This window comes from Mesorhizobium oxytropidicola (genome assembly GCF_056174625.1).
On record NZ_CM149692.1, the window covers coordinates 860,592 to 884,481 of the forward strand.

Consider the following 23,890-nt stretch of genomic DNA (forward strand, 5'->3'; position numbering starts at 1 on the left):
ATATCAGGCAAGAAAAGGCCCGGACGACCGGGCTTTTTCATCTCTGGAGCCAGCTGTCCGGCGGCGTCTCAATAAAATCGCGGGATCGGACCGTTTTGCGGCGTCGTGCGGTCGCCGAGGTCGAGAAAGACCTCGTCGACATAGCACCACCCCCAGCCTTCGGGTGGGTCATAGCCCTCGATGACAGGATGGCTGGTGGCGTGAAAATGTTTGGTGGCGTGGCGGTTGGGCGAGTCGTCGCAGCAGCCGACATGGCCGCAGGTGCGGCAGAGCCGCAGATGCACCCACCATGAGCCGCTCTTCAGGCATTCCTCGCAGCCGAGTGCGCTCGGCGTGACGTCCTTGATCCCTACCGCATGCTTGCATTCGTCCGCCATCACACTCTCCCGACCAGTTGCGACTCAACTATTCCTTTTACGCAATTCCGGGCGGAAAGGCCGTTACACACTTTTCCTGGAATTGCTTTCCATGGTTTGGCTGCCGTCTCGCGCAAGATAAGCATGCAGTGCCGCGACCACCTGGGCGCCTTCGCCGACAGCCGCCGCGACGCGCTTGACCGAACCGCAGCGCACATCGCCGATGGCAAACACGCCGCTGCGGCTGGTCTCCATCAGGCCATGTTCCGGTCCGAGCTCCGATCCGGTGCGGATGAACCCCTTGGCATCCAGCGCTACATTGCATTGCGCCAGCCAGTCGGTGTTCGGGTCGGCGCCGATGAACAGGAAGAGATGGCGGATCGGACGCGTCGTCTGCTCGCCGCTGACGCGGTTGCGCCAGCGGACAGTGGCAAGGTTGCCCTCCTCGCCCTCCAGCGCCTCGATTTCGGTCTCGGTCAGCACCTCGATGTTCGGCTGCGCCTTGATGCGCTCGACCAGATAGCGCGACATCGAGGCATCGAGGCTGCCGCCGCGCGCCAGCAGCGCTACCTTGCGCGCATGGCTGGCGAGGTAGACGGCCGCTTGGCCGGCCGAATTGCCGGCACCGACCAACGCCACCTCCTGGCCGGCGCAAAGCCGCCCTTCGATGGGCGAGGCCCAATAGTGCACCGAGCTTCCTTCGAACTGCGACAGGTTGGCGACATCGAGGCGGCGGTAGCGCGCACCGCTGGCGATCACCACGCTGCGCGCCCGCACCGTTTCGCCGTCGCCGACATCGAGCAAATAGCGGGCGCCTGAATTGTCGGTCGCGGCCCTCAACAGCTTCGCCTCGTCCGGGATCACCATTTCGACGCCGAATTTCTGCGCCTGGTTGTAGGCGCGCGCCATCAGCGCCATGCCGGTGATGCCGGTCGGGAAACCGAGATAGTTCTCGATGCGGGCCGAGGCGCCCGCCTGGCCGCCGAAGGCCCGGCAATCGAGCACGATTGTCGACAGCCCCTCGGAGGCGGCATAAACGGCAGCCGCCAGCCCCGCCGGCCCGGCGCCGACAATGGCGACATCATACAGCGTATCGGCATCGATCGGCCTGAGCAGGCCGATGCAGCGGGCGAGGTCGTTCTCGCCGGGATTCATCAGCAGCCTGCCATTGGGGCACAGCACGACCGGCAGATGGTGCGGGTCGACGTCGAAGCGCTCGACCAGGGTTTTGGCGCAGGGGTCGCTGCTTGAGTCCAGCACGCGGTGCGGCTGGCCGCTGCGGGCCAGGAACCCTTGCAGCCGCAAGACGTCGGCATTGCCAAGAGGTCCGATGACGATCGGCCCACTGGTGGCGCTTTCCAGGAGCCCGACACGGCGCAGGATCAGCGCCCGCATGATGCGCTCGCCGAGATTGGCCTCCTGCACCATCAGGTCGCGCACGCGCTGCGAGGGAATGACGAAGGCCTCGACCGGCTCGGCGGCCTCGGCACTGACCAGCGAAGGCCGCGCCGAAAGCTGCGCCAGCTCGCCGACGAAGCTGCCGGGGCCGTGGGTGACGATCGTCTCGCGCCGGCCGAGGCCATCCTGGGTGATGTCAACCTTGCCCGACAGGACCAGGATCAGGCCGGGCGCGACATCGCCGGCCTTGATGATGTGCTCACCGGCGGCATAGGCGCTGGCCTCACCGAACCGGCGCATGCGCTCGATGTCCGCCTCGGTGAGCGTCGGAAAGGCCTGGTCGCGGCGAGCGCCGAAAATTGCGGTGCTGGATTGAGACATGGCCGCAAGCGTAGCGAAGCCGTCGCTCGGTTTGAAGGGGTTTGTTCAGCGCCTAGCCGCGAGGGGAGGTTTTATCGATGCTGCCCAAGGAACAATCGCCCTGGGCCGCATCCGCCTCTCAGGAACCAGCTCTGGTTTGCGGCAGCATTCGCCTGAGCACGTCATCCCTACGGACATAATGATGCCAGAGCGCGGCCGCCGCATGCAGTCCGGCAAGGATGAGGATCAGATTGGCGCAGAGGCTGTGCAGCTCCCTTATGGAACGCGCCGTGGCGCTGTCGGGAGACACCGGAGCCGGAATGGTGAAGAGGCCGAAGAAGCTCAAGGCGTCGCCCCGGTACCAGGTCAGCAGGACGCCGAGGACCGGGATGGTCACCAGCAATGCGTAAAGCAAGAGATGCGCGACCTTGGCAAACCATCGCTCCAGCTCCGACATTTCCTGCGGCAAACCCGGTGCTCCCAGCGTTAGGCGCAGACCGACGCGGATGACGACCAGCGCGAACAGCAGCATGCCAAACGAGATGTGGAACCACCAGACGAGCGCGCGGCCAGGGTCGCCACGCGGAAAGAGGTCCGCGACATAGGTCAAGCCATAGAGACCGATGACCAGCAAAAACACCGCCCAGTGCATGACCTTCTGCGCGCTTGTGTAGGTAGGGTTCATCCTGGCCATCCAGTTTTGAATGTTTCTAAACTAGCGGCGATCATGTCAAAGCTTTGTCGGAACAGCGGTCCTTTTTGGCCGGACGGCGATGCCTTGGACAAAGAAAAAGCCCGGACAAGCCGGGCTTTTTCTCAGGGGTCTCTGAACCAAAGAACGGTTCGAAACGGGAATTTGGTGCCCAGAAGAGGACTCGAACCTCCACTCCTTGCGGAACACGGACCTGAACCGTGCGCGTCTACCAATTCCGCCATCTGGGCTGGTGCGGGCTCATGTAAGCGGGCAAGCGATTGCTGTCAACGCGCTTTTTGGACCATGCCGCCGAAAGCTGGAATCCCGGCTTTGGCAAAGGCGCATGTTCCAGCCGGAGCCCAGACTTCCGCTTGCCGGCTCAGCAAGCGTCAGCCCTCCAGCACTTCCTTCGACGCCACGGTCGAATCGGCGTTGAGCTGATAGATGACCGGCACGCCGGTGCCGAGTTCCAGCTTGACGATCTCCTCGCCCGACTTGCCGTCGAGCGCCATGATCAGCGCGCGCAGCGAGTTGCCGTGGGCGGCGACCAGCACGGTGCCGCCGCGCAGCACGTGCGCCTGCATGTCATGCAGATAATAGGGCCAGACGCGGGCGCCGGTGTCCTTCAGGCTTTCGCCGCCGGGCGGCGGCACGTCGTAGGAGCGGCGCCAGACATGCACCTGCTCCTCGCCCCACTTCTTGCGGGCATCGTCCTTGTTGAGGCCGGAAAGGTCGCCATAGTCGCGCTCGTTGAGCGCCTGGTCGCGGATGGTCTTCAGATCGCTCTGGCCGACCGCGTCGAGAATGTGCTGGCAGGTTTTTTGCGCCCGGGTCAGCGCCGAGGTGAAGGCGATGTCGAACTTCAGGCCGCGCGCCTTGAGTTTCTGGCCGGCGGCCTTGGCCTCGGCGTGGCCCTGCTCGGTCAGGTCGACGTCACGCCAGCCGGTGAACAGGTTCTTCAAATTCCATTCGCTCTGGCCATGGCGCACGAGCACGAGGGTTCTCGACATTTTTGCTCCTACTAGCTGGTTGTGATTTGCTCAGCTCAGGCCGAGCACGTCCCGCATCGAATACAGTCCCGGCTTCTTGCCACGGGCCCAAAGGGCCGCCTTGACGGCGCCACGGGCGAAGATGGCGCGGTCCTCGGCATGGTGAGACAGCGTGATGCGCTCGCCGGTGCCGGCGAGAATCACGCTGTGGTCGCCGACCACCGAGCCGCCACGCAGCGTGGCGAAGCCGATCGTGCCGGTTTTTCGCACGCCCGTATGGCCGTCGCGTGAACGTACATCATTGCCGGCCAGCGCGATGCCGCGCCCGGCGGCGGCGGCCTCGCCGAGCAGCAGTGCAGTGCCCGACGGCGCGTCGACCTTGTGCTTGTGGTGCATTTCGAGGATTTCAATGTCGAAATCGTCGGCATCGAGCGCGCGCGCCGCCTGTTCGACCAGCACCGCCAGCAGGTTGACGCCAAGGCTCATATTGCCCGATTTGACGATCGTCGCGTGGCGTGCCGCAGCCGCGATCTTCGCATTATCGTCGGCCGAACAGCCGGTCGTGCCGATGACATGGACGATGCGGGCCTGCGCCGCATAACCGGCAAACTCGACGGATGAGGCCGGCGTGGTGAAATCGAGCACGCCATCGGCCTTGGCGAAGACCGGCAACGGATCGTCTGATATCGGCACATTGATGATGCCGATGCCTGCCAGCTCGCCGGCATCCTTGCCCAGATGAGGCGAATCCGCACGCTCGACCGCGCCGATGACGCGGGCGCCGGGGATGGTATGGATGGCGCGGATCAGCGTCTGGCCCATGCGGCCGGCGGCACCCACCACCACAAGGCCCATATCGCTTGCCGGCTTGCCGGTTGCCGATGTCTCGCTCATGCCGTGCTCCGGGCGATGTTCCGCGTCTCAAAGTCCTTAGACGAAGTCTGGATCGATACGCTGTCGTCGACAAGCCCCAGACCCTTGACGCCCTGTATGCGGTGGAAGCGGGCATAGATGCTGTCCGGGTCGGCCATCAGCGTCGCATGGGTGCCTTCCTCGACCAACCGTCCCTCTTCCAGAACGATGATGTGGTCGGCATTGACCACCGTCGACAGCCGATGCGCGATGACGATCGTCGTGCGGCCTTGCATGACATGGGCCAGCGCCTCCTGGACGCGCGCCTCTGCCTCGTTGTCGAGCGCCGAGGTCGCCTCGTCGAGCAGCAGGATCGGCGCCTGACGCACGATGGCGCGGGCGATCGAGACGCGCTGGCGCTGGCCGCCCGACAGCGTCGAGCCGCCTTCGCCGACCGGCGTGTCGTAACCTTGCGGCTGCTGGCGGATGAACTCGTCGGCTGCCGCCTGTTTCGCCGCCTGCTCGATCTCGGCGTCCGTGGCCGACAGCCGACCGTAGCGGATGTTGTCGCGGATCGTGCCCTCGAACAGATAGGGCGCCTGCGCCACATAGGCGATCGACTGCCGCAGCGAATGCTTGGTCACCTTCGAGATGTCCTGGCCATCGACCTCGATGCTGCCTTGGTCGACGTCGTAGAAGCGCTGCAAGAGCGCCACCATCGTCGACTTGCCGGCGCCCGAAGCGCCGACGATGGCCGTGACCTTGCCGGCCGCGGCGGTAAAGCTCAGGTCCCTCAGCACCGGCATGTCGGCGCTGTAGCCGAACGTCACATTGTCGAAGCGCACCTCGCCGGTGGTGATCCTGGCCTCGACTGCGTCGGGGGCATCGCCCTGTTTCGGCTCCAGGTCGAGCAACTCGTAGATCATGCGCGCGTTGACCAGCGCACGTTCCATCCCGACCTGCGTGCGCGCCAGGCGTCTTGCCGGATCGTAGGCCATGATCAGCGCGGTGATGAAGGAAAACACAGCGCCCGGTGGTTGTCCAAGCACCAGCGCCCGGTAGCCGGAATAGGCAAGCACGGAGGTAATGGCGAGACCGCCCAGAATCTCGGAAATCGGCGACAGCCGCTCCGCGACGCGGGCGATCTTGTTGTTACGCTGCTCGGCCGTATCGGCCATGATGCCGATGCGGCGCGCCAGCTCGTCCTCCAGGGTGAAGGCCTTGACGATGGCGATGCCTTGCGTGGCCTCCTGCACGGACCCGTTCAGCCGCGAGTTGATCAGCACGGATTCCCGGTTGATACGCCGCAGTCGCCGGGTGATGTAGACGACGGCCCAGATCAGCGGCGGCCCGATCAGCAGCGAGCTGAGCGACAACACCGGATCCTGGTAGATCATGACGCCGACGAGGGCGACCAGCGTGACCGCGTCGCGGCTGATGGAGGTCAGTGTCAGCGACAGCAGATCGCGGACGCCGCCGACATTCTCGCTGACCTGTGCCGCCAGCCGACCGGAACGTGTATCGTTGAAGAAGTTGACGCCGAGCTTCATCAGATGGTCGAAGCTGCGCTTCTGGTAGCGCGCGACCAGATTGTTGCCGATCTTGGCCAACGCCACGGCCTGGCCGTAACCGGCGAAGCCGCGCAGCAGGGAGGCTCCCATGAAACCGGCGCAGATCCAGACGATCATATCGCCGCGCCGTTCGTAGAAGATCTGGTTGATCATCGGGGCCATGATCCACGCCGTGAAGGCAGTGGTGCCGGAAACAATCAGCAAGCAGGTGACGGCAACGACATAGGTCCAGCGATATTCATCGCCATTTTCAGCGAGGATGCGGCGGAGCACCGCCGTGACCTCGCCGGGCTGGACTTTTTGTTTCGGGGGCTTGGAGTGTCAAATCGGGAGCGCTTTGTGGTTTTCCGCCTCGTGGGACCGGGCTGCGAATTCGGCACCCCTCTTAACGCCCTGCGGCCTGATTGCCTATGCCCGGGGCTGGTTAACTTCGTCGCGGGGCTTTAGCGCGTCTCCCATGGGGTCCTGTAGCAGAAACTAGGCCTGCCAGCGCCGGCCGGCGGTCTGGACGCCGAACAGCGATGGGTTTCGGGCATAGGCGGCAAGGCCGAGAAGGGCGGCCAGCGGGTGGGTGATGACATAGACCGGCATGGTGCGCATCAGCGCGCTGTGCGGCGCCTTGTCCTCGAAGGCGGCGCGGAAATTGCCTTCTTTCAGCGCCGGCACGATCTTTTGCGCGATGCCGCCGGTCAAGAACACGCCGCCGCGGCTCATGAACACCAGAGCAAGATCCCCGGCGGTGCGCCCAAGGCAGGTCACGAAGGTCTCCAGCGCTTCCTGCGCCACCGCATCGGTCTTGGCCAGCGCCGCAGCGGTGATCTCGGCCGGCGTGGTGAAGGGCGACGGCTTGCCGTCGGCCTTGGCCACCGCCCGGTAGACATTGACGAGACCGCGCCCGCACAGGATCTGCTCTCCCGAAATGCGGCCTTCGAGCTTCTCTATATGCGGGAACACCTGGAAGTCGCGGGCCGAGCGCGGGCCGATATCCATATGGCCGCCCTCGCCGGGCACCGGTATCCAGTGGCGTAGCGCATAGACGAGCCCGGCGACGCCGAGACCGGTACCGGGTCCGAGCACGACGCGGCCGGCATTGGGCTCCGGCGTGCCGCCGCCGATCTTTTCCATATGCTCTTCGCCGAGCGCCACGACGGCCAGCGCCTGCGCCTCGAAATCGTTGAGCACGACAATGTCGCTCAAGCCGAGATTGGCGAACATCTGCCTCGGCTTGACGACCCACGGGCAGTTGGTGAGCTCGATCTCGTCGCCGTCGACCGGGCCGGCCACCGCCAGCACCGCCGAATTGGGGCGGACCGACGAGCGGTCGAGCACCGCCGCCTGGATCGCCTCGTCGATGGTGTTGAAATTTGCGGTCTGGACGATTTGCGGCTCGGTCGGTTCGGAATTGGCGTCGAGCACGATCGAAAAGCGCGCATTGGTGCCGCCAATGTCGCCGATCAGGATCGGAAACCGCAACGAGGTGTCGGTATCGCTTACGCTTGGCATGCTCTCGTCCGTCCCCGGCGCCCCCTGACGGCGTCTCGCCGTTCTTCCGTTGACTAGCGCATGAGTTTGAAAAGGGAAACGGTTTTCGAACCCCACCGCGCGCGCAGTGGGCTTCTGCGGCCAAACGGCCACTATTTCCCGAAAAACAGTCCGCTAAACCGATTGAGACTGCGATGGCGCAGCGGCGATCAGTTCGCAGGCGGCCGTGGCCGTCGGAACCGGCGCACCCATTCTGGGCGTCGCCGCGAAAGCATTTGCCGCGCCTGGCAAATCGCCGCCGCCACTGGCCGCGGTGGCAGGCTGCGACGGCGCTTCCGGTTCGGGCGCCGCGACCGCGACCGGCATGGCGCCGCCGTGATAGGTCGCCGCCTCGGCCGAGGCAGGACCCGGCGCGTCGAGCACGGCGCGGCATTCCTTGGGCAGGTTGGCCATGGTCATCACGTCACGGGCCTTGGGCGCGTCCGGGTTCTTGTTGGGCCGCCAAGGCTCTTCCGTGAACCACCAGGCCAGCGGCTTGCCGCAGCCGTCATCATCCGGCGTCGTCTCCTGCGCCTTACAGTTGGGCGAACCCGGCTGGCAGCCGATGCGCATGTGGAAATGATAGTCGTGGCCCCAGAACGGCCGGATCTTGCGCAGCCAGGTGCGGTCGCCCTTGACGGTGTCGCAGAGCTTTTCTTGATGCCGGGATTGACCAGGATGCGCTCGACCTCGGAGTAACTCGCCGCCCGCTTCAGCAGCGCGGTATGCTGCGGCGTCCACAGGGCGTCCTTCACCAGATGCGTTTTCTCGTCGACCATCAAGGTTGCGCTCATCGATTCGCGCTGCGCCATCGACAGGGGACGGCTGGGCATCGGCGTCAGCCAGATGTCGGCATCGAGCCCGATCTGGTGCGAGGCATGGCCTGTCATCATCGGGCCGCCGCGCGGCTGCGAAATGTCGCCGATCAGCAGGCCCGGCCAGCCGTCGGCGGCAGCGTCGCGCGACAGTTTCTCGATCAGGGCGATCATCGCCGGATGACCCCAGCGGCGGTTGCGCGAGGGCCGCATCACCTCCCAGGTCGGGCCGTCCATGGGAATGGCGACGCCGCCGGCAAAACAGCCCTTGGAATAGAAGCCGATCGACTGCGCCGCGGTCGCGGTCGGCAGTTTCTCGGCGCCGAACAGGTCTTTCGCCCGTTCCTCAGAGAATGCTGGCTGGACGGCGAAGCCAAGCAACCCGAGCACCACTGCCAGCAGTGATTTCTTGCCCAGCCGTATCGCTGTCTTCATGAAACCGGATCCCCACCGCAATCCCGAAGCCGAATCATAGCACGCCACGACCGCAGCTTCGATCGTCAGCGCTTCATCGGGCTGCGCGCCTCGCCATCACGCCAGTCGCCGCTTGCCCACATATGGTCGAAGGCGGCGCGGTAGTCGGGAAAGCGCAGGGAATAGCCCGCCGCCTTGATCGCCGCATTGGCGACACGCTTGTTCTCGCCATAGAAGGACCGCGCCATGGGCGAAAGTTGGGCGGTGTCGAAAGGAATCTCCGGCGGCGGCTCAACCCCCATCAGCGATGCGGCATAGGCGACGACATCCTGCGGCGGCGCCGGCTCATCGTCGGTGACGTTGAAAATGCCGCCTGTGTTGCCCTTGATCAACTGCCACAATGCGCCGGCAATGTCGTCGCAATGGATGCGGTTGAACACCTGGTCCGGCTTGACGAGCCGCCGCGCGGTGCCGTTTTCCAGATTGACCAGCGCGTTGCGGCCAGGGCCGTAAATGCCGGACAGGCGCAGGATCGCCACCGGCCGGCCGATATGCTCGCCGAGCTTCAGCCACTGCTGCTCGGCCTCGACCCGCATGACGGAGCGTTTCGACACCGGCCGGCACGTGGTCCTTTCGTTGACCCAGGCGCCGCCATAGTCGCCATAGACGCCGACGGTCGAGAGATAGCCGATCCATTCCAGCGCCGGCATCCCCGCGATTGCCTCCCGGGCGGCATTCAAGACGGGGTCGCCGGCCTCTTCCGGGGCAACCGAAATCACCAGATGCGTGATTTTCTCCAGCGCTTCGCCGATTTCGCTCGTCAGCGCGCCGCCGAACAGCAGCGGCGCGATGCCGGCCTGGCGCAACGCCGCGAATTTTTCCTCGGAACGAGTCGTGCCGAAGATCGTGGCGGCGCCCGGATTGGCGCGGGCAAAGGCCTTGCCGGAATAGCCGGCGCCGAAGATCAAGATCTGCTTTTCGCTCATGCATGCGCCCCGTTTGGCCGCGCCAGGCGCCATTCCTCGCGTACGGCGCCGTCGTTTTCGGTCTTCAGGCCTGTCATGGCCCGCTCGGCATATTCGGCATCGGACACCAGCCGCGCCAGCGCCCATATTGCCGCGCCCCGCACCAATGGCGAGAGATCGCCGAGCAGCGCACGCACAGGTCCGGCAAGCGCCGCCTCGCCGGAATTGCCGGCGGCGATCAGGACGTTGCGGACGAAGCGATCGCGGCCGATGCGTTTTATTGGCGAACCCGAGAAAAACGACCGGAAGGCCGCGTCGTCCAGTTCGAGCAGGTCGGCGAGCGCCGGCTCGCGCAGATCGTCGCGCGCGGCGAGTTTTGCTTCGGAAGCCGTCTTGGCAAACTTGTTCCACGGGCAAGCCGCCAGACAATCGTCACAGCCATAGATGCGGTTGCCGATCTTCTCGCGGAATTCATGCGGGATCGGCCCCTTGTTCTCGATGGTGAGGTAGGAAATACAGCGCCGCGCATCGAGCCGGTAGGGCGCCGGGAAGGCATCCGTCGGGCAGGCGTCGAGGCAAGCGCGGCAGGAGCCGCAATGGTCGATCTCGGCGCGATCGGGGACCAGCTGGGCCGTGGTGAAGATGGTGCCGAGGAACAGCCAGGAGCCGTGCTCGCGGCTGACCAGATTGGTGTGTTTTCCCTGCCACCCGAGCCCGGCGGCTTCCGCCAGCGGCTTTTCCATCACCGGTGCGGTGTCGACGAACACCTTCACGTCGCCGCCGGCGCGCGCGACGATCTTGCCGGCGATTTCCTTCAGCCGGCCTTTTATCACAACGTGATAGTCGCGATTTTGCGCATAGGCGGAGATGGCGCCCCGGTCGTGCCTGGCCTGCAGCGCACGCGGGTCGTGGTCGGGGCCGTAGTTCATGGCCAATACGATGATCGAGCGCACATCGGGCCACAGCGTGGAAGGCTCGCTGCGGCGCGCAATCGTCTCGGCGATCCAGTCCATCGAGCCGTGAAAGCCGTCGGCGACGAATTCGGCCAGCCGCGCCGGCGCCAGCGGGATGGCATCGGGAGAGGTGACGGCAATGGCATCGAAGCCGGCGCGCTGCGCCTCCGCGTCGATCAGCGCGCGCAGTTTTGCGGCGTCAGAAGTCGAGGTCCGCATAATGCGACACCGGCGACAGGCCGCGCACGCGGTCGGTCAGGAGCGGCCGGAAGGAGGGGCGCGACTTAACCCGCGTGTACCATTCGCGCGCCGCGGCATGTTCGCGCCAGTCGATCTCGCCGAGATAGTCGAGCACCGACAGCGTCGCGGCGGCGGCGAGATCGGCATAGGTGACCCTGCCGCCGGCCAGCCAATGGCGGGTGCCGGCCAGCCAGTTGGTGTATTTCATATGCTGGCGGATGTTGGCGCGCGCGGCACGGATCGCGCCCGAATCGGGCGAACCGCCGCCCGCCGTTTCCGGCATGATCGGCTTCAGCACGCGTTCGCGCACCAGATGCCGGGTGACTTCGCTTTCGGCCTTGTTGAGATACCAGTCGATCAGCCGGCGGATTTCGGCCCGCTGCATCGGGTCCTCGGCGAACAGCCGCTTGTCGCGCTTCAAGACGCCGCGCGTCTCGTCGAGATATTCCGAGATGACCGTTGCGCCGACGATCGGCACGTCGCCTTCGGCGAGCAGGATCGGCAGCGTGCCGGCCGGGTTCAGCGCCAAAAACTCCTTGCGCCGTGTCCACGGCTTTTCCTCGATCAACGCCAGTTCCTCGCCATACTCGCCAAAAGCAAGGCGGACGAAGCGGCAGGTGGCGAACATGGGATGGTGGAAAAGCGTCAGCATGGTTCCGCGATGATAAAGCGCACTGGCGAATCGCCGGGCGCGCCGGTAAGTCTTGGCCGCCCGGTTAGCGGGCCGTCAGGGTGTTGCGACCTATAGGGGCAGTTCAACGCCATGACAAGCAAGCCGTTCTGTTAGCCGTCGCGCAAAGCCGAGGTAGCCATGGAAAGCCAGACCATCGTCGAAGCCCTGCTGCTCGGCCTGCTGGAGGGCCTGACCGAGTTCATTCCGGTGTCCTCGACCGGTCATATCCTGCTCGCCGGTCATTTCCTCGGCTTCAATTCAACCGGCAAGGCCTTCGAGATCCTGATCCAGCTCGGCGCCATCCTGGCGATCCTCAGCGTCTATTTCCGCCGCCTGTGGCAGATGCTGCTCGACCTGCCGCATGACCGGCTGACGCGGCATTTCGTCATCGGCATCCTCATCGCCTTCCTGCCGGCGGCGATCATCGGCGCGCTGGCGCATGATTTCATCAAGACGGTGCTGTTCGAATCGCCAAGGCTGATCTGCATCATGCTGATCATCGGCGGCGTCGTCCTGCTGGCGGTCGACCGCATGAACCTGAAGCCGGTCTATCGAGATGTCGAACGCTTCCCGACAAGGCTTTACCTGCAGATCGGCCTGTTCCAGTGCCTGTCGCTGATCCCCGGCACGTCGCGCTCGGGTTCCACGATCGTCGGCGCGCTGCTTCTGGGCGTCGACAAGCGGGCGGCGGCGGAATTTTCCTTCTTCCTCGCCATCCCGACCATGGTCGGTGCCTTCGCCTTCGACCTGTTCAAGAACCGCAATGTGCTGACATCAGCCGACCTGCCGATCATAGCCATCGGCTTCGTCGCCGCTTTCGTCACGGCCTTGGTCGTCGTCCGCTACCTGCTCGACTACGTCTCGCGCAACGGCTACTCGCTGTTCGGCTGGTGGCGGCTGGTGGTTGGGATTGTCGGGCTGGTGGCGTTGTTTGTTTGGGGGTGACCCCCGCCAGTTGCGGAGGATCACCGAAACTGCATACTCCAGCACATGACCACGTATGCCGATGTGGATGTCGTCATCGACGCTTGGGTTAGGGCGACGGATTCAACCCTCTTTACCGAGTGGGCAGGCAAGCCAGCGAGATTTTTTCATATTGGCGGCTCTCGACAGTTCGAGTGCTTTCAAATTTCTATCGGCCTTCCCAGCTCCGATGAGATTGCTGTGTCGGCGCGAGCCATCGACACCTACGACGATTCGGAGATGGAAATGGATCGGACGTGGCATGGGCCGGTTTCGGATTTGAACGAGATGCTGGCGACCGCGGTGGCTACCGTCAAACAATGGAAGGCGCGCTGGGACGTTGCCCACTAGCCCCACCGTCGCTCTCTCAACTCCGTCCATAAAACGCATTCTCGACATGCACTGGCCAGCGCCAGGGCAGAACCGCGACCATGTCAAAGCGCATCGACAGTTTCCCATAGTCGGGCTGGCGTGACAGCCAGATGTCGGCGGCAGCTTCGATGCGGCGTTCCGATTCATGGCCGATCGCCTCCATCGCCTCCATCAGCGTACGACGCGCCTTGACCTCGACGAACAGCACGAGGTCGCCCCGCCGCGCGATCAGGTCGATCTCGCCGAAGCGGGTGCGATGGCGGCGCGCCAGGATGCGGTAGCCCTTCAGCATCAGCGCGGCAGCCGCCAGCCATTCGCCGCGATGGCCGCGCCGATAAGCTTTCTGGCGGCTGGCGCTCGGGCGCTCAGCCACTGCTGCCTTTTCCTGAGCTTTGTTTGACCATGATCTTTTCCGAAAACCGGTTTCCACTTTTCGGGATCATGGTCTGTCCCTGAGCTCCAGCAGCCGCCGATACAGCGCCTGTTTCTGGCCGCCGGTCATTTTGGCGGCTTCCGCAGCCGCCTTGGACGCCGGCATTTCGGCGGCGAGCGACAACAGCAGGCGGTCGATATCGGCCGGCTCGTCCGCCTTGGCCTCGGCGGGACCGACGCAAATGACGATCTCGCCCTTCGGTGTATCGGCCGCCGCATAGTGGTCGGCCAGCGCCCGCAACGTGCCGATGCGCATTTCCTCGAAGGTCTTGGTCAATTCGCGGCCGATGGCGGCTTTGCGTTCGCCGCCGAGGGCCTCGACCATGGCGGCGAGCGATTCGGCCAACCGGCGCGGCGATTCGAAGAAGATCAGCGTCGCCGGCACGGCTTTCAGCGCCTCCAGCCGTGTCAGCCGCTGGCCTGATTTGACCGGCAAAAAGCCGGCGAACAGGAAGGCGTCGGACGGTAGGCCTGACGCCGTGAGCGCCGCAAGCGGTGCCGACGGACCGGGAATCGGTACGACGCGAATGCCCTGATCAATCGCCTCGCCGACCAGCCGATAGCCGGGATCGGAGACCAGCGGCGTGCCGGCATCGGAAATCAGCGCCACGCTCTGGCCGGCCTGAAGCGCCGCAATCAGCTTCGGCCCAGCCTCGCCGGCGTTGTGCTCGTGATAGGCCGTGGTGCGGCGGCGGATGCCGTAGCGGTCGAGCAGCACGCGCGACACCCTGGTGTCCTCGCAAGCGACGATGTCGGCGGCGGCCAGCGTCTCCAGCGCGCGCAGCGTGATGTCAGCGAGATTGCCGATCGGGGTGGCCACCAGATAGAGGGCCGGCTCGAGCGGACGGGCGGGGATTTCGGTCTGCCCGACCACATAGCTGCGTCTGCCCGTCTCATCGGTCACTGATCAAGTCTCCGTTCAGCCCTGTTTGGCCTGCCAGATCTTGTTTGGCATGGCTGGCGCGGGCTTGCAAAAGCTGTCGTCGATGTAAGGTTATCGCCATTCCTTCGCCACAGTGGGGAACCAAACCGGCATTGGCAGATTTAGCCCCTGATTCCGGAGGAGGACAGGATGGACAGCCTGAAGATACAGGACGCTTTCGAGCCCTACTATGCCGGCCGCAAGCGCGTTGCCGCCCCCAGGGACAAGCGCCTGCCTGCCAAGACCGACACCAGCCTGACCAGGCAGGCGACAACCGCCTTGCCGACGAATGTCAGGCTTTCCGACAACAAACCGGACAGCACGACGGAGCACTGACCGTACGATGCCCAATCGCTTCGATATCTTCATCACCCGTCTTGAAACGAAAACCGCCAGGGAAGGCGTGCCCCCGCATCCGATGAACGACCAGCACAGCGTTCGCCGCGAAAAGGCTGATGCCAAGCCGGCCCGGAACGGAGAAACGCATGCCGAGAAGGATCGTGGCAAGCGCCGTTTCAAGCACGACGCCTGACAAGCGCGACTGGCCGAGACCGTTCTAACTTCGTCTGGGTCACCCCAGATAGCGTGAAACGCGCGCCTTCAGAAGGTCAATCAGCTCCAGATCCATGAATTCATAGTTGTCCGGAATGTCGAGGCAGATGACCCGGGCCTTCTTCAGGCTGGTCTTGAATTTCTTCTGCAGTTTGGTGCGGTGCACCTTTTCCGTGACGAAGATGATGTCGGCCCAGGCGACGAGCTCATGCGTGAGCGGCGTGTCGGCATCGTGGTTGGTTCCCGCCGACGCAACCTCGATATCCCGACGCGTTGAAAACACCTGCTCGGCGGTCGGGCTGCGCAAGCGGTTTTGGCTGCAGACAAAGAGGACGTTTTTCAAAAGCTTCGATCTTCAATTCGGTTATTTCTACGACCAGAAACCCTCGACCGCACGCAATTACTCATCCCATATCTCTCGTATCTTTTTGGTCAAGGGGATGTACTGATCCATGGTAAGTCCATTCAGGTCGAACTCTATCGAGTCGTCCTTGGCGATCGCTCTAAGCCTGATTCCTATGAAGGTGATAAAGCTGGTTACGACGCTGAATTCGCTCAGATTGCCCGTCTTTCCCTTGGTCAGGACCTTTCCATTCTTGATAAAAATCACCTCTGCCTCGTAGAAATCTTCATCCTCCGAAGGTTTGGAGATCTCACCCAGTCCAAACTCGAACACATCATCCGTGTTCAATGTCCGCAGTGTCTCATGGATCAAGAACTTTCATCGCAGGACCCATCTTGGATGCGGCGCGCGACGCGCGTTCGGCTGAGCAAGCCGAATTTCTAGCATCCTTGTTCGAGTCGATAAATCGTCGACCACAGTCCGGCCGTGCGGCCGTGGGGCTACCGCGCCAGATCCGCGACCACGGCGTCGAGCACGATCATGCCGGCCGGCGTGGCGCGCAGGCGCGCATTGCCGATCGGCGCCACCAGCCCCTCACCCTGCAGCACCGACAGCCGCGCGCTCGACAGGCCACGGCCTGAAAACGCCTCGTAGCGCGAGAGGTCGATGCCTTCAGCGAGCCGCAGCCCCATCAGCAGGAATTCGTCGGCCTCTTCCGAGCGCGTCAGGATCTCACCGCCGGTGACGCCATGGCCCTTGGCCTCGACCAGATTGGCCCAGGTCTCCGGCATCCGCTCGGCGATCGTCACCGTGCGGCGGCCGTTCTCGACGAAGCGGCCATGCGCGCCGGGGCCGACGCCGACATATTCGCCATAGCGCCAATAGGTCAGATTGTGCCGGCTCTCGGCGCCCAGCCTGGCGTGGTTGGAAATCTCGTAAGCCGGCAGGCCGTGCGCCGTTGTGATCTCCTGCGTCAGTGCATAGAGGTCGGCGGCGTGGTCGTTGTCGGGGATGATGAACTTCTTCGCCGCATGCAGCGCGTGGAAGGGTGTGCCTTCCTCGATGGTCAGCTGGTAGAGCGACAGATGATCGGCGGCATGGCCGATCGCCTGTTCGAGCTCGGATGCCCACGCCTCCGGCGTCTGGCCGGGCCGGGCGTAGATCAGGTCGAAGGACAGGCGCGGAAAGATTTCGCGCGCGAGCCCGATGGCGTGCAGCGCCTCGTCGACATTGTGCAGCCGGCCGAGGAAGCGCAAATCCTTGTCGTTCAGCGCCTGCACGCCGAGCGAGACGCGATTGACGCCTGCCGCGCGATAGCCGCGAAAGCGTTCGGCTTCGACCGAGGACGGGTTGGCTTCCAGCGTCACTTCGATGCCATCAGGCACCGTCCAGTTCTTCGCCACGGCGTCCAGAACCCTGGCCACAGTCTCCGGCTTCATCAGCGACGGTGTGCCGCCGCCGAGGAAAATGCTGGTCACCTCGCGCGGTCCGGTGCGCTCACGCATCGTTGCCAATTCCGCCTCGAAGGCGGCGGCAAAGCGCTCCTGGTCGACCGGCTGGTGGCGGACATGGCTGTTGAAGTCGCAATAGGGGCATTTGGCCGCGCAGAACGGCCAATGGATGTAGACGCCGAAGCCGGGCGTCCGGTCGAGCAGCATGCTCATGCTGAGCCCAATCTTGCCGCGGCGAATTTCTGAAAGGCGCGTGCACGATGCGACAGCGCCGTCGGCTGGCCGGGTTTCCAGCCATGCTTTTCCTCGGCGCTCATCTCGCCGAAGGTTTTGTCGAATCCATCGGGCAAAAACACCGGATCGTAACCGAAGCCGAGTTCGCCGCGCGGCGGCCAGACCAGCCTGCCTTCGGCCTCGCCGCGATAATATTCGGCCTCGCCGCCGGGAAAGGCGAGGCAAATGACGGCGACGAAGCGGCCCTTGCGCTGTTCGGCCGAGGCAGCGCCGACTTCCTGCAGCGCCACTTCGGTGCGCTGCATGGCCATGGCGAAATCGCGCGATCCGTCAGGGGTTTCCGCCCAGTTGGCGGTGTAGACGCCGGGCGCGCCATCGAGCGCGTCGACGCAGAGACCGGAATCGTCCGACAGCGCCGGCAGGCCGGTGGCCTTCGCGGCGGCCAGCGCCTTGATGTAGGCGTTTTCCTCGAAGGTCGTGCCGGTCTCGTCCGGTTCAGGCAGGCCATAGTCCTTGGCCGATTTCGCCTCGAAGCCGAACGGCCCCATCAGGTCGGCGAATTCGCGCAGCTTGCCGGCATTGTGGCTGGCGACGACGATCTTCTTGCCATCAAGTGTATGCATCAAAGGCCCCAGATTCTCGGCTCGGCGAACTCGATCGAATTGCCCGAGGGGTCGCGTATATAGATCGAACGGCCGCCTTGCGGCCATTCGAATTCGCTTTCGATGGCGATTCTTTTTGCCCCCAAATGCGCTTTCCAGGCCACGATTTCGGCGGCGGTTGCCGCAAAGCAAAGATGACCTTCGCCAACCGTGCCATGTGGCGGCACTTTCAGCCGGGCGTCCGGCGCCGGAGGAATTTTGGTCGCCTCGGCGTTGAAGATGAGCAGCACGCCTGGGCCACAGCGGAAGAACAGGTGGCGGCCTTCGACCTTGCCGAGGACGGTGAGGCCGAGGATGTCGGTGTAGAAGGCTTCGGCGGCCGGCAGGTCGGTGACGTAGAGAGCGGATTCCAGGATGGCCGAAGGGATCACGAGGCACCCCCCTCTGCCCTGCCGGGCATCTCCCCCGCAAGGGGGGAGATTGGCAGTTTCGCTGACAGCGCCTCAACGTTGATGGTTGGCGAAATCCGAGACCACAGCCGATCTCCCCCTTGCGGGGGAGATGGCCGGCAGGCCAGAGGGGGGTGCCTTGGCTCAGCATTGAAAAACCTAAGCCACCGCCATCTGCTGCAGGCTGACAAGGCGCTGGATGCCTTTCTTGGCCAGGCCCATCAATTCCGCGAACTGTCCTTCCGAAAAAGGCTCGCCTTCAGCGGTGCCCTGGATTTCGACGATGCCGCCCTTGCCGGTCATGACGAAATTGGCGTCGGTGCCGGCCGCGGAATCCTCGAGATAATCGAGGTCGATGACCGGCTGGCCATCATGGATGCCGCAGGAAATCGCCGCGACATGGTCCTTCAGCACCTTGGCGACACTGGCCATCTGCCGCGCTTCCATCCAGCGCAGGCAGTCATGGAGCGCCACCCAGCCGCCGGTGATCGAGGCGGTGCGGGTGCCGCCATCGGCCTGGATGACGTCGCAGTCGACGGTGATCTGCTGTTCGCCCAGCGCCTGCAGGTCGACCACGGCACGCAGCGAGCGGCCGATCAGGCGCTGGATTTCCAGCGTGCGCCCGCCCTGCTTGCCGGCGGAGGCCTCGCGGCGCATGCGCTCGCCCGTCGAGCGCGGCAGCATGCCGTACTCCGCTGTCACCCAGCCCTTGCCGGAATTGCGCATCCAGCCCGGCACCTTCTCCTCGAGGCTTGCGGTGCACAGGACATGGGTGTCGCCGAACTTCACCAGGCACGAGCCTTCGGCGTGCTTGGAGACGCCGCGCTCGAAGGAGATGGCGCGCATTTCGTCGAATTGGCGTTTGGAGGGGCGCATTCAGGCTTCTTTCCAGTCATTTTTCGGAATCGTGGCCGGCTTTTAGACGTATGGGGGGCAGCGCGCAAAGGAAAACGGACCGGGCGATCTGATACAGAGACCGGGTTGCGCCCACCGTACCGAAGTCTATATCCTGAAGCAGGAGGTTTTTGGCCGAATGACCAAGGCAATCGATCCAGCTTCGCAGTCGCTTGCACTTCAATCCCTCGACATGCGCTCTCGCGACATCTTCCGGCGCATCGTCGATTCCTATCTGAGGGATGGCGAACCCGTGGGCTCGCGTAGCCTGTCGCGCATCCTGCCGTCCTCGTTGTCGCCGGCCACCATCCGCAATGTGATGAGCGACCTCGAGCATCTCGGGCTGATCTACGCGCCGCATATCTCGGCCGGACGGCTGCCGACGCAGGCGGGGCTGCGTTTCTTCGTCGATGCCTTCATGGAGCTTGGCGACCTCTCCGACGAGGAGCGCCGCACCATCGAGGCGCAGGTGCGGGCCTCCGGCTCGGGCGCGACGCTGGAGCACATGCTGACCGAGGCCAGCCAGATGCTGTCGGGCATGTCGCGCGGCGCCGGCCTGGTGCTGGCCGCCAAGAACGAGGTGGCGCTGAAGCATATCGAGTTCATCCAGCTGGAGCCGACCAAGGCGCTTGCCGTGCTGGTGTCGCAAAATGGCGATGTCGAAAACCGCGTCGTCGAACTGCCCGCCGGCATCACCGTCTCGCAGCTGCACGAGGCCTCGAATTTCCTCAACGCGCATATTCGCGGCCGCACACTGGCGGAAGCGCGCACCGAGATCGCCCGCATCAAGGAAGAGACGAGAGCCGCTCTGGACACGCTGTCGCAGGACCTCGTCGAGAAAGGCTTGGCGGTGTGGGCGGGCGCCGAAAGCGGCCTGCCGGCGCGGCTTATCGTGCGCGGCCGCGCCAATCTGCTCGAAAACGTCACCGCCCAGGCCGACATCGAATTGCTGCGGCATCTGTTCGAGGACATGGAGACGCAGGACGGGCTGATCCAGCTGCTCGATCTCGCCGAGCAGGGATCGGGCGTGCGCATCTTCATCGGCTCGGAAAACAAGCTGTTCTCGCTGTCGGGCTCGTCGCTGGTGGTCGCGCCCTATCGCGACAAGGATGCCCGCGTCGTCGGGGCGCTGGGCGTCATCGGCCCGACCCGGCTGAACTACGCCCGCATCGTGCCGATGGTCGATTATACGGCGCAGCTGATTTCCCGTATGCTCCGTTGAGCTGAAAACCGAGGAGAAAAAGAATGGCGCTCGAAGAACTCAAGGCCCGGATCAGCCTGCTGCTCGAGGAGATGGTCAACCAGCCGGAGGACCAGCACGAAATCCAGGAACAGCTGCGCGAAAAGCTGCAGGAAATGCGCGCCATGGGCCTGCCGCTGCCGGCCGATCTCGTCGCGCTGGAAAAACGTCTCGACGACGATTTCTTGGCTGCCGGGACATAGACAGGGAACCGCTTCCCTCGTCGTGTGGGGCGGAACCCAGGGACAAATCGGCCGTTTCCTTCGCGACCAGATGGAGGACAAAATGATCCGATTGGCCGGACTGGTGGTTCCAGCCCTTTTTATCACAAGCGCGGCATTCGCCCAGCAGGCGGACCAGCCGGTGCTGAAGGGCGCTGCCGCCTTTGGCGACTGGCGTGCCGACAGACCGGGCGTTCGGCGCCTGATCAAGCCGGAAGATTTGCCGAAGCCCTATCTCACCAAGTCGGCCTCGAACAGCGCCGGCCTTGCCGACATGCCGGCGGGCGCGAAACCGCAATTGCTGCCGGGTTTTTCGGCCGAGCTGATCGCATCCGGTATCGACAATCCGCGCGTCGTGCGCGTCGCACCGAACGGCGACCTGTTCGTTGCCGACAGCGAAGCCAACCAGATCCGCGTCTATAGCCTGGCCAAGGACAGCGCCAAGCCCGCCGAAGAAGGCATTTTTGCCGGCAATCTCAACCAGCCCTATGGCATTGCCTTCTATCCGCCGGGCGACGACCCGCAATGGGTCTATGTCGCCAACAGCGACAGCATCGTGCGCTTTGCCTACCGCAAGGGTGACCTGAAGGCAGCTGGCGAACCGGAAACCATCGTCGACAACATTCCCTCGAACCATCACTGGACCCGCGACATCGTCTTTTCGCCTGATGGCAAGACGCTCTATCTGTCGGTCGGCTCGGGCTCGAATGTCGCCGAGGACATGGGCAAGGCGCCGGATGGCGGCTTGGAAGCGTGGGTGAAATCGAAGCCGCTGGGTGCGACCTGGGGCTCCGAAGAGGGGCGCGCCGACGTGCAGGCCTTCGACCCGGACGGCAAGAACGGCCGCATCGTCGCCACCGGCCTGCGCAACTGTTCGGGCATGACCATCCAACCGGCGACCGGCGCGCTGTGGTGCGTCGTCAACGAGCGCGACGCGCTTGGCGACAATGTGCCCTTCGAATACGCCACCTCGGTCAAGGACGGCGCCTTCTACGGCTGGCCCTGGTATTACATCGGCAACCATGAGGATCCGCGCCACAAGGGCGCGCGCCCCGATCTCGCCGGAAAAGCGACCATTCCCGACGTGCTGATGCAGGCGCATTCGGCGCCGCTCAACATTGCCTTCTACGACCGCAAGGACTTACCCGCCGACAGCGGTTTTCCCAAGGAATACAGGGGCGACGCCTTTGTTGCCCTGCACGGTTCATGGAATCGCGGCAACCGGACCGGCTACAAGGTCGTCCGCCTGCTGTTCAAGGATGGCAAGCCGACCGGCGAGTATGAGGATTTCATGACCGGCTTCGTCGTCTCGAATGGCGAGGTGTGGGGCCGGCCTGTGGGTGTGGCCGTGGCGGCCGACGGCGCACTGATCATGACCGAGGACGGCAACGGCACCATCTGGCGCGTGACCTATGATGGCGGGCGGTCCTGACCGCATTTCAGCGGGGTGCAATCGAATCCGGCTTCAGGGAATTCCAGCAGGCCCGACTTTATGCGACAAGGCGCGCGTCCCAATAGCGTTCCACGGACGCAAGGCCGCCCATGACCCTCACCGGCTTCCTCGCCTACAGTGCCGCCCTCGGCATCGCCGCCGCCATTCCCGGCCCCGGCGTCACCGCGCTTGTCGCGCGGGCGCTGGGCTCCGGCTTTCGCTCGTCGCTGGCCATGTCCTTTGGCCTGATGCTGGGCGACCTCACCTATCTGACCGCGGTCGTGCTCGGCCTCGCCTTCGTCGCGCAGACCTTCGGCATGGTTTTCCTCGCCATCAAATGGCTTGGCGTCGCTTATCTCGCTTTCCTCGGCTGGCGCTTCTGGACCGCCGGCATCACGCCCGAAACGGTCGAAGCGAAAAAGGGCAAGGGCGGGCTGGTGTCGAGCTTTGTCGCCGGCCTGACCGTGACGCTGGGCAATCCGAAGACGATGATCTTCTATCTCGCCATCACGCCAACCATCGTCGACCTGAAGACGATCACGCTGGCCGATTACGGCATTCTCGCCGCGCTGACCGTCGTGGTCCTGTTCGTCGTGCTGGTGCCTTACCTGGCACTGGCCGCCAAGGCGCGCTGGTTCCTGAAATCGCCGCGCGCGCTGAAGGTGCTCAATCGCACCGCCGCCGGCTTCATGGTCGGCGCCGCGGCAGCGATCGCGGCCCGCCAATAGCACCCTTTCAGCCAAAACATTCCGGGGCCAGGCTTCCCCGCGAAATGCTTTTCCGGGACAAGGGCGTTTTAGACACAGGCTCCACTCGGATATTTCCGGCCGACAGCTTATGTTGCGCGGCTGAAAGCCCTATCTTGCCGGCTGCAATGCCACTTGCCTGAAATCCTGGGAGCGAAACCAATGAACAAGCCCGTCACCTCTGCCCGCGTCCCCGGCCGCGGCCGCATCTACAGTTCCATCACCGACACGATCGGCGACACGCCCCTGGTTCGGCTCGACAAGTTCGCCAAGGAGAAGGGCGTTGTCGCCAATCTCGTCGCCAAGCTCGAATTCTTCAACCCGATCGCGTCGGTCAAGGACCGCATCGGCGTGGCGATGATCGAGGCGCTGGAGGCGGCCGGCAAGATTGCGCCCGGCAAGACGACGCTGATCGAACCGACCTCGGGCAACACCGGCATCGCGCTGGCGTTCGCCGCCGCCGCCAAGGGTTACAAGCTGATCCTGACCATGCCCGAGACGATGTCGGTCGAGCGTAGAAAAATGCTGGCGCTGCTCGGCGCCGAACTGGTGCTGACCGAAGGTCCGAAAGGCATGAAGGGCGCCATCGCCAAGGCCGACGAGCTGGCCGCGACGATCGCCAACGCCGTCATCCCGCAGCAGTTCGAAAACCCCGCCAATCCCGAAATCCACCGCAAGACGACGGCGCAGGAGATCTGGAACGACACCCAGGGCGAGATCGACATCTTCGTTGCCGGCATCGGCACGGGCGGCACCATCACCGGCGTCGGCCAGGTGCTGAAGAAGCTGAAGCCTTCGCTGCATGTCGTGGCTGTCGAGCCGGAAGCCTCGCCGGTGCTGTCGGGCGGCCAGCCCGGCCCGCACAAGATCCAGGGCATCGGCGCCGGCTTCGCGCCAAAAATCCTCGACACCACGATCTATGACGAGATCGTCAAGGTTTCCAACGAGGATTCGGTCGCCAATGCGCGCCTCGTCGCCCGCCTCGAAGGCGTGCCAGTCGGCATCTCGTCGGGTGCTGCCCTGCAGGCCGCAATCGTCGTCGGCTCGCGGCCGGAGAACAAGGGCAAGACCCTGGTCGTGGTCATCCCGGACTTCGCCGAACGCTACCTGTCGACGATTTTGTTCGAGGGGCTGGGGGCTTAGGCCGCCGCCTCTACGGACGGCCTCTACTTGCTGGACCGCTGAAAAATCCTTCCGTGGCGCCTGCCGCCCGGCTTGAGCAGACCCCTGCTTCCG

27 protein-coding genes, 1 tRNA gene and 1 pseudogene are annotated in these 23,890 nt (G+C 64.3%); 9 read left to right on the forward strand and 20 right to left on the reverse strand.

Features of this window, described 5'->3' with window-relative positions; genetic code table 11:
* Window positions 1–68: 68 nt before the first annotated feature.
* From AC0V8S_RS04135 to AC0V8S_RS04190, 12 genes and pseudogenes are all read right to left on the reverse strand, one after another.
* Complete coding sequence (locus AC0V8S_RS04135) at window positions 69–377, reverse strand: UBP-type zinc finger domain-containing protein (protein ID WP_095202902.1); 309 nt, start codon at window positions 375–377, stop codon at window positions 69–71.
* Between the two features lie 63 nt (window positions 378–440).
* Window positions 441–2,135, reverse strand: a complete 1,695-nt coding sequence (locus AC0V8S_RS04140) for an FAD-dependent oxidoreductase (RefSeq protein ID WP_475436908.1) — start codon at window positions 2,133–2,135, stop codon at window positions 441–443.
* A 118-nt stretch (window positions 2,136–2,253) separates the two neighbouring features.
* Window positions 2,254–2,799 (reverse strand): cytochrome b, encoded by a 546-nt coding sequence (locus AC0V8S_RS04145; protein WP_475436909.1) that lies wholly within the window; start codon window positions 2,797–2,799, stop codon window positions 2,254–2,256.
* A gap of 172 nt (window positions 2,800–2,971) precedes the next feature.
* Window positions 2,972–3,056, reverse strand: a tRNA-Leu gene (locus AC0V8S_RS04150).
* 141 nt (window positions 3,057–3,197) lie between these two features.
* Window positions 3,198–3,818 carry a 2,3-bisphosphoglycerate-dependent phosphoglycerate mutase gene (locus tag AC0V8S_RS04155; RefSeq protein ID WP_475436910.1) on the reverse strand — a complete coding sequence of 207 codons (621 nt, stop codon included), beginning with the start codon at window positions 3,816–3,818 and terminating at the stop codon, window positions 3,198–3,200.
* Window positions 3,819–3,848: 30 nt separating this feature from the next.
* Window positions 3,849–4,691: a 4-hydroxy-tetrahydrodipicolinate reductase gene (gene dapB, locus AC0V8S_RS04160; protein ID WP_475436911.1), complete on the reverse strand. Its 843-nt coding sequence runs from the start codon at window positions 4,689–4,691 to the stop codon at window positions 3,849–3,851.
* On the reverse strand, window positions 4,688–6,493 hold the full coding sequence (locus AC0V8S_RS04165) for an ABC transporter ATP-binding protein (RefSeq protein ID WP_475436912.1): 1,806 nt from the start codon (window positions 6,491–6,493) through the stop codon (window positions 4,688–4,690). The genes dapB and AC0V8S_RS04165 overlap by 4 nt, the downstream gene beginning before the upstream one ends.
* 204 nt (window positions 6,494–6,697) lie before the next feature.
* A complete protein-coding gene (locus AC0V8S_RS04170; RefSeq protein ID WP_183464528.1) occupies window positions 6,698–7,723 on the reverse strand; it encodes a glucokinase in 1,026 nt (341 codons plus the stop codon).
* 188 nt (window positions 7,724–7,911) lie between these two features.
* Window positions 7,912–8,991 (reverse strand): annotated as a pseudogene (gene mepA, locus AC0V8S_RS04175) (penicillin-insensitive murein endopeptidase).
* 65 nt (window positions 8,992–9,056) lie between these two features.
* Window positions 9,057–9,956 (reverse strand): SDR family oxidoreductase, encoded by a 900-nt coding sequence (locus tag AC0V8S_RS04180; RefSeq protein ID WP_475436913.1) that lies wholly within the window; start codon window positions 9,954–9,956, stop codon window positions 9,057–9,059.
* Window positions 9,953–11,107 carry a tRNA epoxyqueuosine(34) reductase QueG gene (gene queG, locus AC0V8S_RS04185; protein WP_475436914.1) on the reverse strand — a complete coding sequence of 385 codons (1,155 nt, stop codon included), beginning with the start codon at window positions 11,105–11,107 and terminating at the stop codon, window positions 9,953–9,955. Before queG ends, AC0V8S_RS04180 begins: the two co-directional genes overlap by 4 nt.
* Entirely contained in the window at window positions 11,088–11,780 is a 693-nt protein-coding gene (locus AC0V8S_RS04190; protein ID WP_010912586.1) for a glutathione S-transferase family protein, read from the reverse strand. Before AC0V8S_RS04190 ends, queG begins: the two co-directional genes overlap by 20 nt.
* Window positions 11,781–11,939: 159 nt before the next feature.
* Between AC0V8S_RS04190 and AC0V8S_RS04195 the strand changes: the two genes are divergently transcribed.
* The gene (locus AC0V8S_RS04195) at window positions 11,940–12,746 is read left to right on the forward strand and encodes an undecaprenyl-diphosphate phosphatase (RefSeq protein ID WP_475436915.1); all 807 of its coding nucleotides are present in this window, start codon (window positions 11,940–11,942) and stop codon (window positions 12,744–12,746) included.
* Window positions 12,747–12,791: 45 nt separating this feature from the next.
* Window positions 12,792–13,115, forward strand: a complete 324-nt coding sequence (locus AC0V8S_RS04200; RefSeq protein ID WP_475436916.1) for a hypothetical protein — start codon at window positions 12,792–12,794, stop codon at window positions 13,113–13,115.
* 16 nt (window positions 13,116–13,131) lie between these two features.
* Here the strand turns inward: AC0V8S_RS04200 and AC0V8S_RS04205 are convergent, their stop codons facing one another.
* Window positions 13,132–13,509, reverse strand: coding sequence for a YraN family protein (locus AC0V8S_RS04205; protein WP_475436917.1), 378 nt, complete (start codon window positions 13,507–13,509; stop codon window positions 13,132–13,134).
* A 66-nt stretch (window positions 13,510–13,575) separates the two neighbouring features.
* Entirely contained in the window at window positions 13,576–14,472 is an 897-nt protein-coding gene (gene rsmI, locus AC0V8S_RS04210) for a 16S rRNA (cytidine(1402)-2'-O)-methyltransferase (protein WP_475436918.1), read from the reverse strand.
* Window positions 14,473–14,640: 168 nt separating this feature from the next.
* Between rsmI and AC0V8S_RS04215 the strand changes: the two genes are divergently transcribed.
* Both AC0V8S_RS04215 and AC0V8S_RS04220 read left to right on the forward strand, forming a co-directional pair.
* Entirely contained in the window at window positions 14,641–14,826 is a 186-nt protein-coding gene (locus tag AC0V8S_RS04215; protein WP_475436919.1) for a hypothetical protein, read from the forward strand.
* A gap of 7 nt (window positions 14,827–14,833) precedes the next feature.
* Window positions 14,834–15,022 carry a hypothetical protein gene (locus AC0V8S_RS04220; protein WP_199646266.1) on the forward strand — a complete coding sequence of 63 codons (189 nt, stop codon included), beginning with the start codon at window positions 14,834–14,836 and terminating at the stop codon, window positions 15,020–15,022.
* Window positions 15,023–15,061: 39 nt separating this feature from the next.
* Here the strand turns inward: AC0V8S_RS04220 and AC0V8S_RS04225 are convergent, their stop codons facing one another.
* From AC0V8S_RS04225 to rph, 6 genes are all read right to left on the reverse strand, one after another.
* Window positions 15,062–15,385 (reverse strand): low molecular weight protein tyrosine phosphatase family protein, encoded by a 324-nt coding sequence (locus tag AC0V8S_RS04225; protein ID WP_475436920.1) that lies wholly within the window; start codon window positions 15,383–15,385, stop codon window positions 15,062–15,064.
* 57 nt (window positions 15,386–15,442) lie between these two features.
* Window positions 15,443–15,757, reverse strand: coding sequence for a hypothetical protein (locus tag AC0V8S_RS04230; RefSeq protein WP_475436921.1), 315 nt, complete (start codon window positions 15,755–15,757; stop codon window positions 15,443–15,445).
* 128 nt (window positions 15,758–15,885) lie between these two features.
* Entirely contained in the window at window positions 15,886–17,049 is a 1,164-nt protein-coding gene (gene hemW, locus AC0V8S_RS04235; RefSeq protein ID WP_475436922.1) for a radical SAM family heme chaperone HemW, read from the reverse strand.
* Entirely contained in the window at window positions 17,046–17,693 is a 648-nt protein-coding gene (rdgB, locus tag AC0V8S_RS04240) for an RdgB/HAM1 family non-canonical purine NTP pyrophosphatase (protein WP_475436923.1), read from the reverse strand. Before rdgB ends, hemW begins: the two co-directional genes overlap by 4 nt.
* Window positions 17,693–18,103, reverse strand: a complete 411-nt coding sequence (locus AC0V8S_RS04245) for a VOC family protein (protein WP_475436924.1) — start codon at window positions 18,101–18,103, stop codon at window positions 17,693–17,695. Before AC0V8S_RS04245 ends, rdgB begins: the two co-directional genes overlap by 1 nt.
* A gap of 177 nt (window positions 18,104–18,280) precedes the next feature.
* Window positions 18,281–18,997: a ribonuclease PH gene (rph, locus tag AC0V8S_RS04250; RefSeq protein ID WP_475436925.1), complete on the reverse strand. Its 717-nt coding sequence runs from the start codon at window positions 18,995–18,997 to the stop codon at window positions 18,281–18,283.
* A gap of 157 nt (window positions 18,998–19,154) precedes the next feature.
* Here rph and hrcA point away from each other — a divergent pair, with 157 nt between their 5' ends.
* The 5 genes from hrcA to cysK all read left to right on the forward strand — a co-directional run bounded on the left by hrcA (window position 19,155) and on the right by cysK (window position 23,797).
* Window positions 19,155–20,237, forward strand: a complete 1,083-nt coding sequence (gene hrcA / locus AC0V8S_RS04255; protein ID WP_096452132.1) for a heat-inducible transcriptional repressor HrcA — start codon at window positions 19,155–19,157, stop codon at window positions 20,235–20,237.
* Between the two features lie 23 nt (window positions 20,238–20,260).
* Window positions 20,261–20,458, forward strand: coding sequence for a hypothetical protein (locus tag AC0V8S_RS04260; protein ID WP_095202875.1), 198 nt, complete (start codon window positions 20,261–20,263; stop codon window positions 20,456–20,458).
* Between the two features lie 82 nt (window positions 20,459–20,540).
* Window positions 20,541–21,908, forward strand: a complete 1,368-nt coding sequence (locus AC0V8S_RS04265) for a PQQ-dependent sugar dehydrogenase (protein WP_244661916.1) — start codon at window positions 20,541–20,543, stop codon at window positions 21,906–21,908.
* 110 nt (window positions 21,909–22,018) lie between these two features.
* Window positions 22,019–22,636 (forward strand): LysE family translocator, encoded by a 618-nt coding sequence (locus tag AC0V8S_RS04270; RefSeq protein WP_475436926.1) that lies wholly within the window; start codon window positions 22,019–22,021, stop codon window positions 22,634–22,636.
* Window positions 22,637–22,816: 180 nt separating this feature from the next.
* Window positions 22,817–23,797 carry a cysteine synthase A gene (gene cysK / locus AC0V8S_RS04275; RefSeq protein WP_183464515.1) on the forward strand — a complete coding sequence of 327 codons (981 nt, stop codon included), beginning with the start codon at window positions 22,817–22,819 and terminating at the stop codon, window positions 23,795–23,797.
* Window positions 23,798–23,890: the final 93 nt, after the last annotated feature.

Bases quoted from the DNA above. Each gene is read 5' to 3' on its own strand.
- hemW (WP_475436922.1), bottom strand. From the start codon at position 17,049: ATGAGCATGCTGCTCGACCGGACGCCCGGCTTCGGCGTCTACATCCAT.
- AC0V8S_RS04265 (WP_244661916.1), top strand. From the start codon at position 20,541: ATGATCCGATTGGCCGGACTGGTGGTTCCAGCCCTTTTTATCACAAGC.
- AC0V8S_RS04170 (WP_183464528.1), bottom strand. From the start codon at position 7,723: ATGCCAAGCGTAAGCGATACCGACACCTCGTTGCGGTTTCCGATCCTG.
- AC0V8S_RS04215 (WP_475436919.1), top strand. From the start codon at position 14,641: ATGGACAGCCTGAAGATACAGGACGCTTTCGAGCCCTACTATGCCGGC.
- AC0V8S_RS04145 (WP_475436909.1), bottom strand. From the start codon at position 2,799: ATGAACCCTACCTACACAAGCGCGCAGAAGGTCATGCACTGGGCGGTG.
- rph (WP_475436925.1), bottom strand. From the start codon at position 18,997: ATGCGCCCCTCCAAACGCCAATTCGACGAAATGCGCGCCATCTCCTTC.
- AC0V8S_RS04135 (WP_095202902.1), bottom strand. From the start codon at position 377: ATGGCGGACGAATGCAAGCATGCGGTAGGGATCAAGGACGTCACGCCG.
- AC0V8S_RS04180 (WP_475436913.1), bottom strand. From the start codon at position 9,956: ATGAGCGAAAAGCAGATCTTGATCTTCGGCGCCGGCTATTCCGGCAAG.
- AC0V8S_RS04220 (WP_199646266.1), top strand. From the start codon at position 14,834: ATGCCCAATCGCTTCGATATCTTCATCACCCGTCTTGAAACGAAAACC.
- dapB (WP_475436911.1), bottom strand. From the start codon at position 4,691: ATGAGCGAGACATCGGCAACCGGCAAGCCGGCAAGCGATATGGGCCTT.
- cysK (WP_183464515.1), top strand. From the start codon at position 22,817: ATGAACAAGCCCGTCACCTCTGCCCGCGTCCCCGGCCGCGGCCGCATC.
- queG (WP_475436914.1), bottom strand. From the start codon at position 11,107: ATGCGGACCTCGACTTCTGACGCCGCAAAACTGCGCGCGCTGATCGAC.
- AC0V8S_RS04270 (WP_475436926.1), top strand. From the start codon at position 22,019: ATGACCCTCACCGGCTTCCTCGCCTACAGTGCCGCCCTCGGCATCGCC.
- AC0V8S_RS04190 (WP_010912586.1), bottom strand. From the start codon at position 11,780: ATGCTGACGCTTTTCCACCATCCCATGTTCGCCACCTGCCGCTTCGTC.
- rdgB (WP_475436923.1), bottom strand. From the start codon at position 17,693: ATGCATACACTTGATGGCAAGAAGATCGTCGTCGCCAGCCACAATGCC.
- hrcA (WP_096452132.1), top strand. From the start codon at position 19,155: ATGACCAAGGCAATCGATCCAGCTTCGCAGTCGCTTGCACTTCAATCC.
- AC0V8S_RS04260 (WP_095202875.1), top strand. From the start codon at position 20,261: ATGGCGCTCGAAGAACTCAAGGCCCGGATCAGCCTGCTGCTCGAGGAG.
- AC0V8S_RS04200 (WP_475436916.1), top strand. From the start codon at position 12,792: ATGACCACGTATGCCGATGTGGATGTCGTCATCGACGCTTGGGTTAGG.
- AC0V8S_RS04195 (WP_475436915.1), top strand. From the start codon at position 11,940: ATGGAAAGCCAGACCATCGTCGAAGCCCTGCTGCTCGGCCTGCTGGAG.
- AC0V8S_RS04155 (WP_475436910.1), bottom strand. From the start codon at position 3,818: ATGTCGAGAACCCTCGTGCTCGTGCGCCATGGCCAGAGCGAATGGAAT.
- AC0V8S_RS04140 (WP_475436908.1), bottom strand. From the start codon at position 2,135: ATGTCTCAATCCAGCACCGCAATTTTCGGCGCTCGCCGCGACCAGGCC.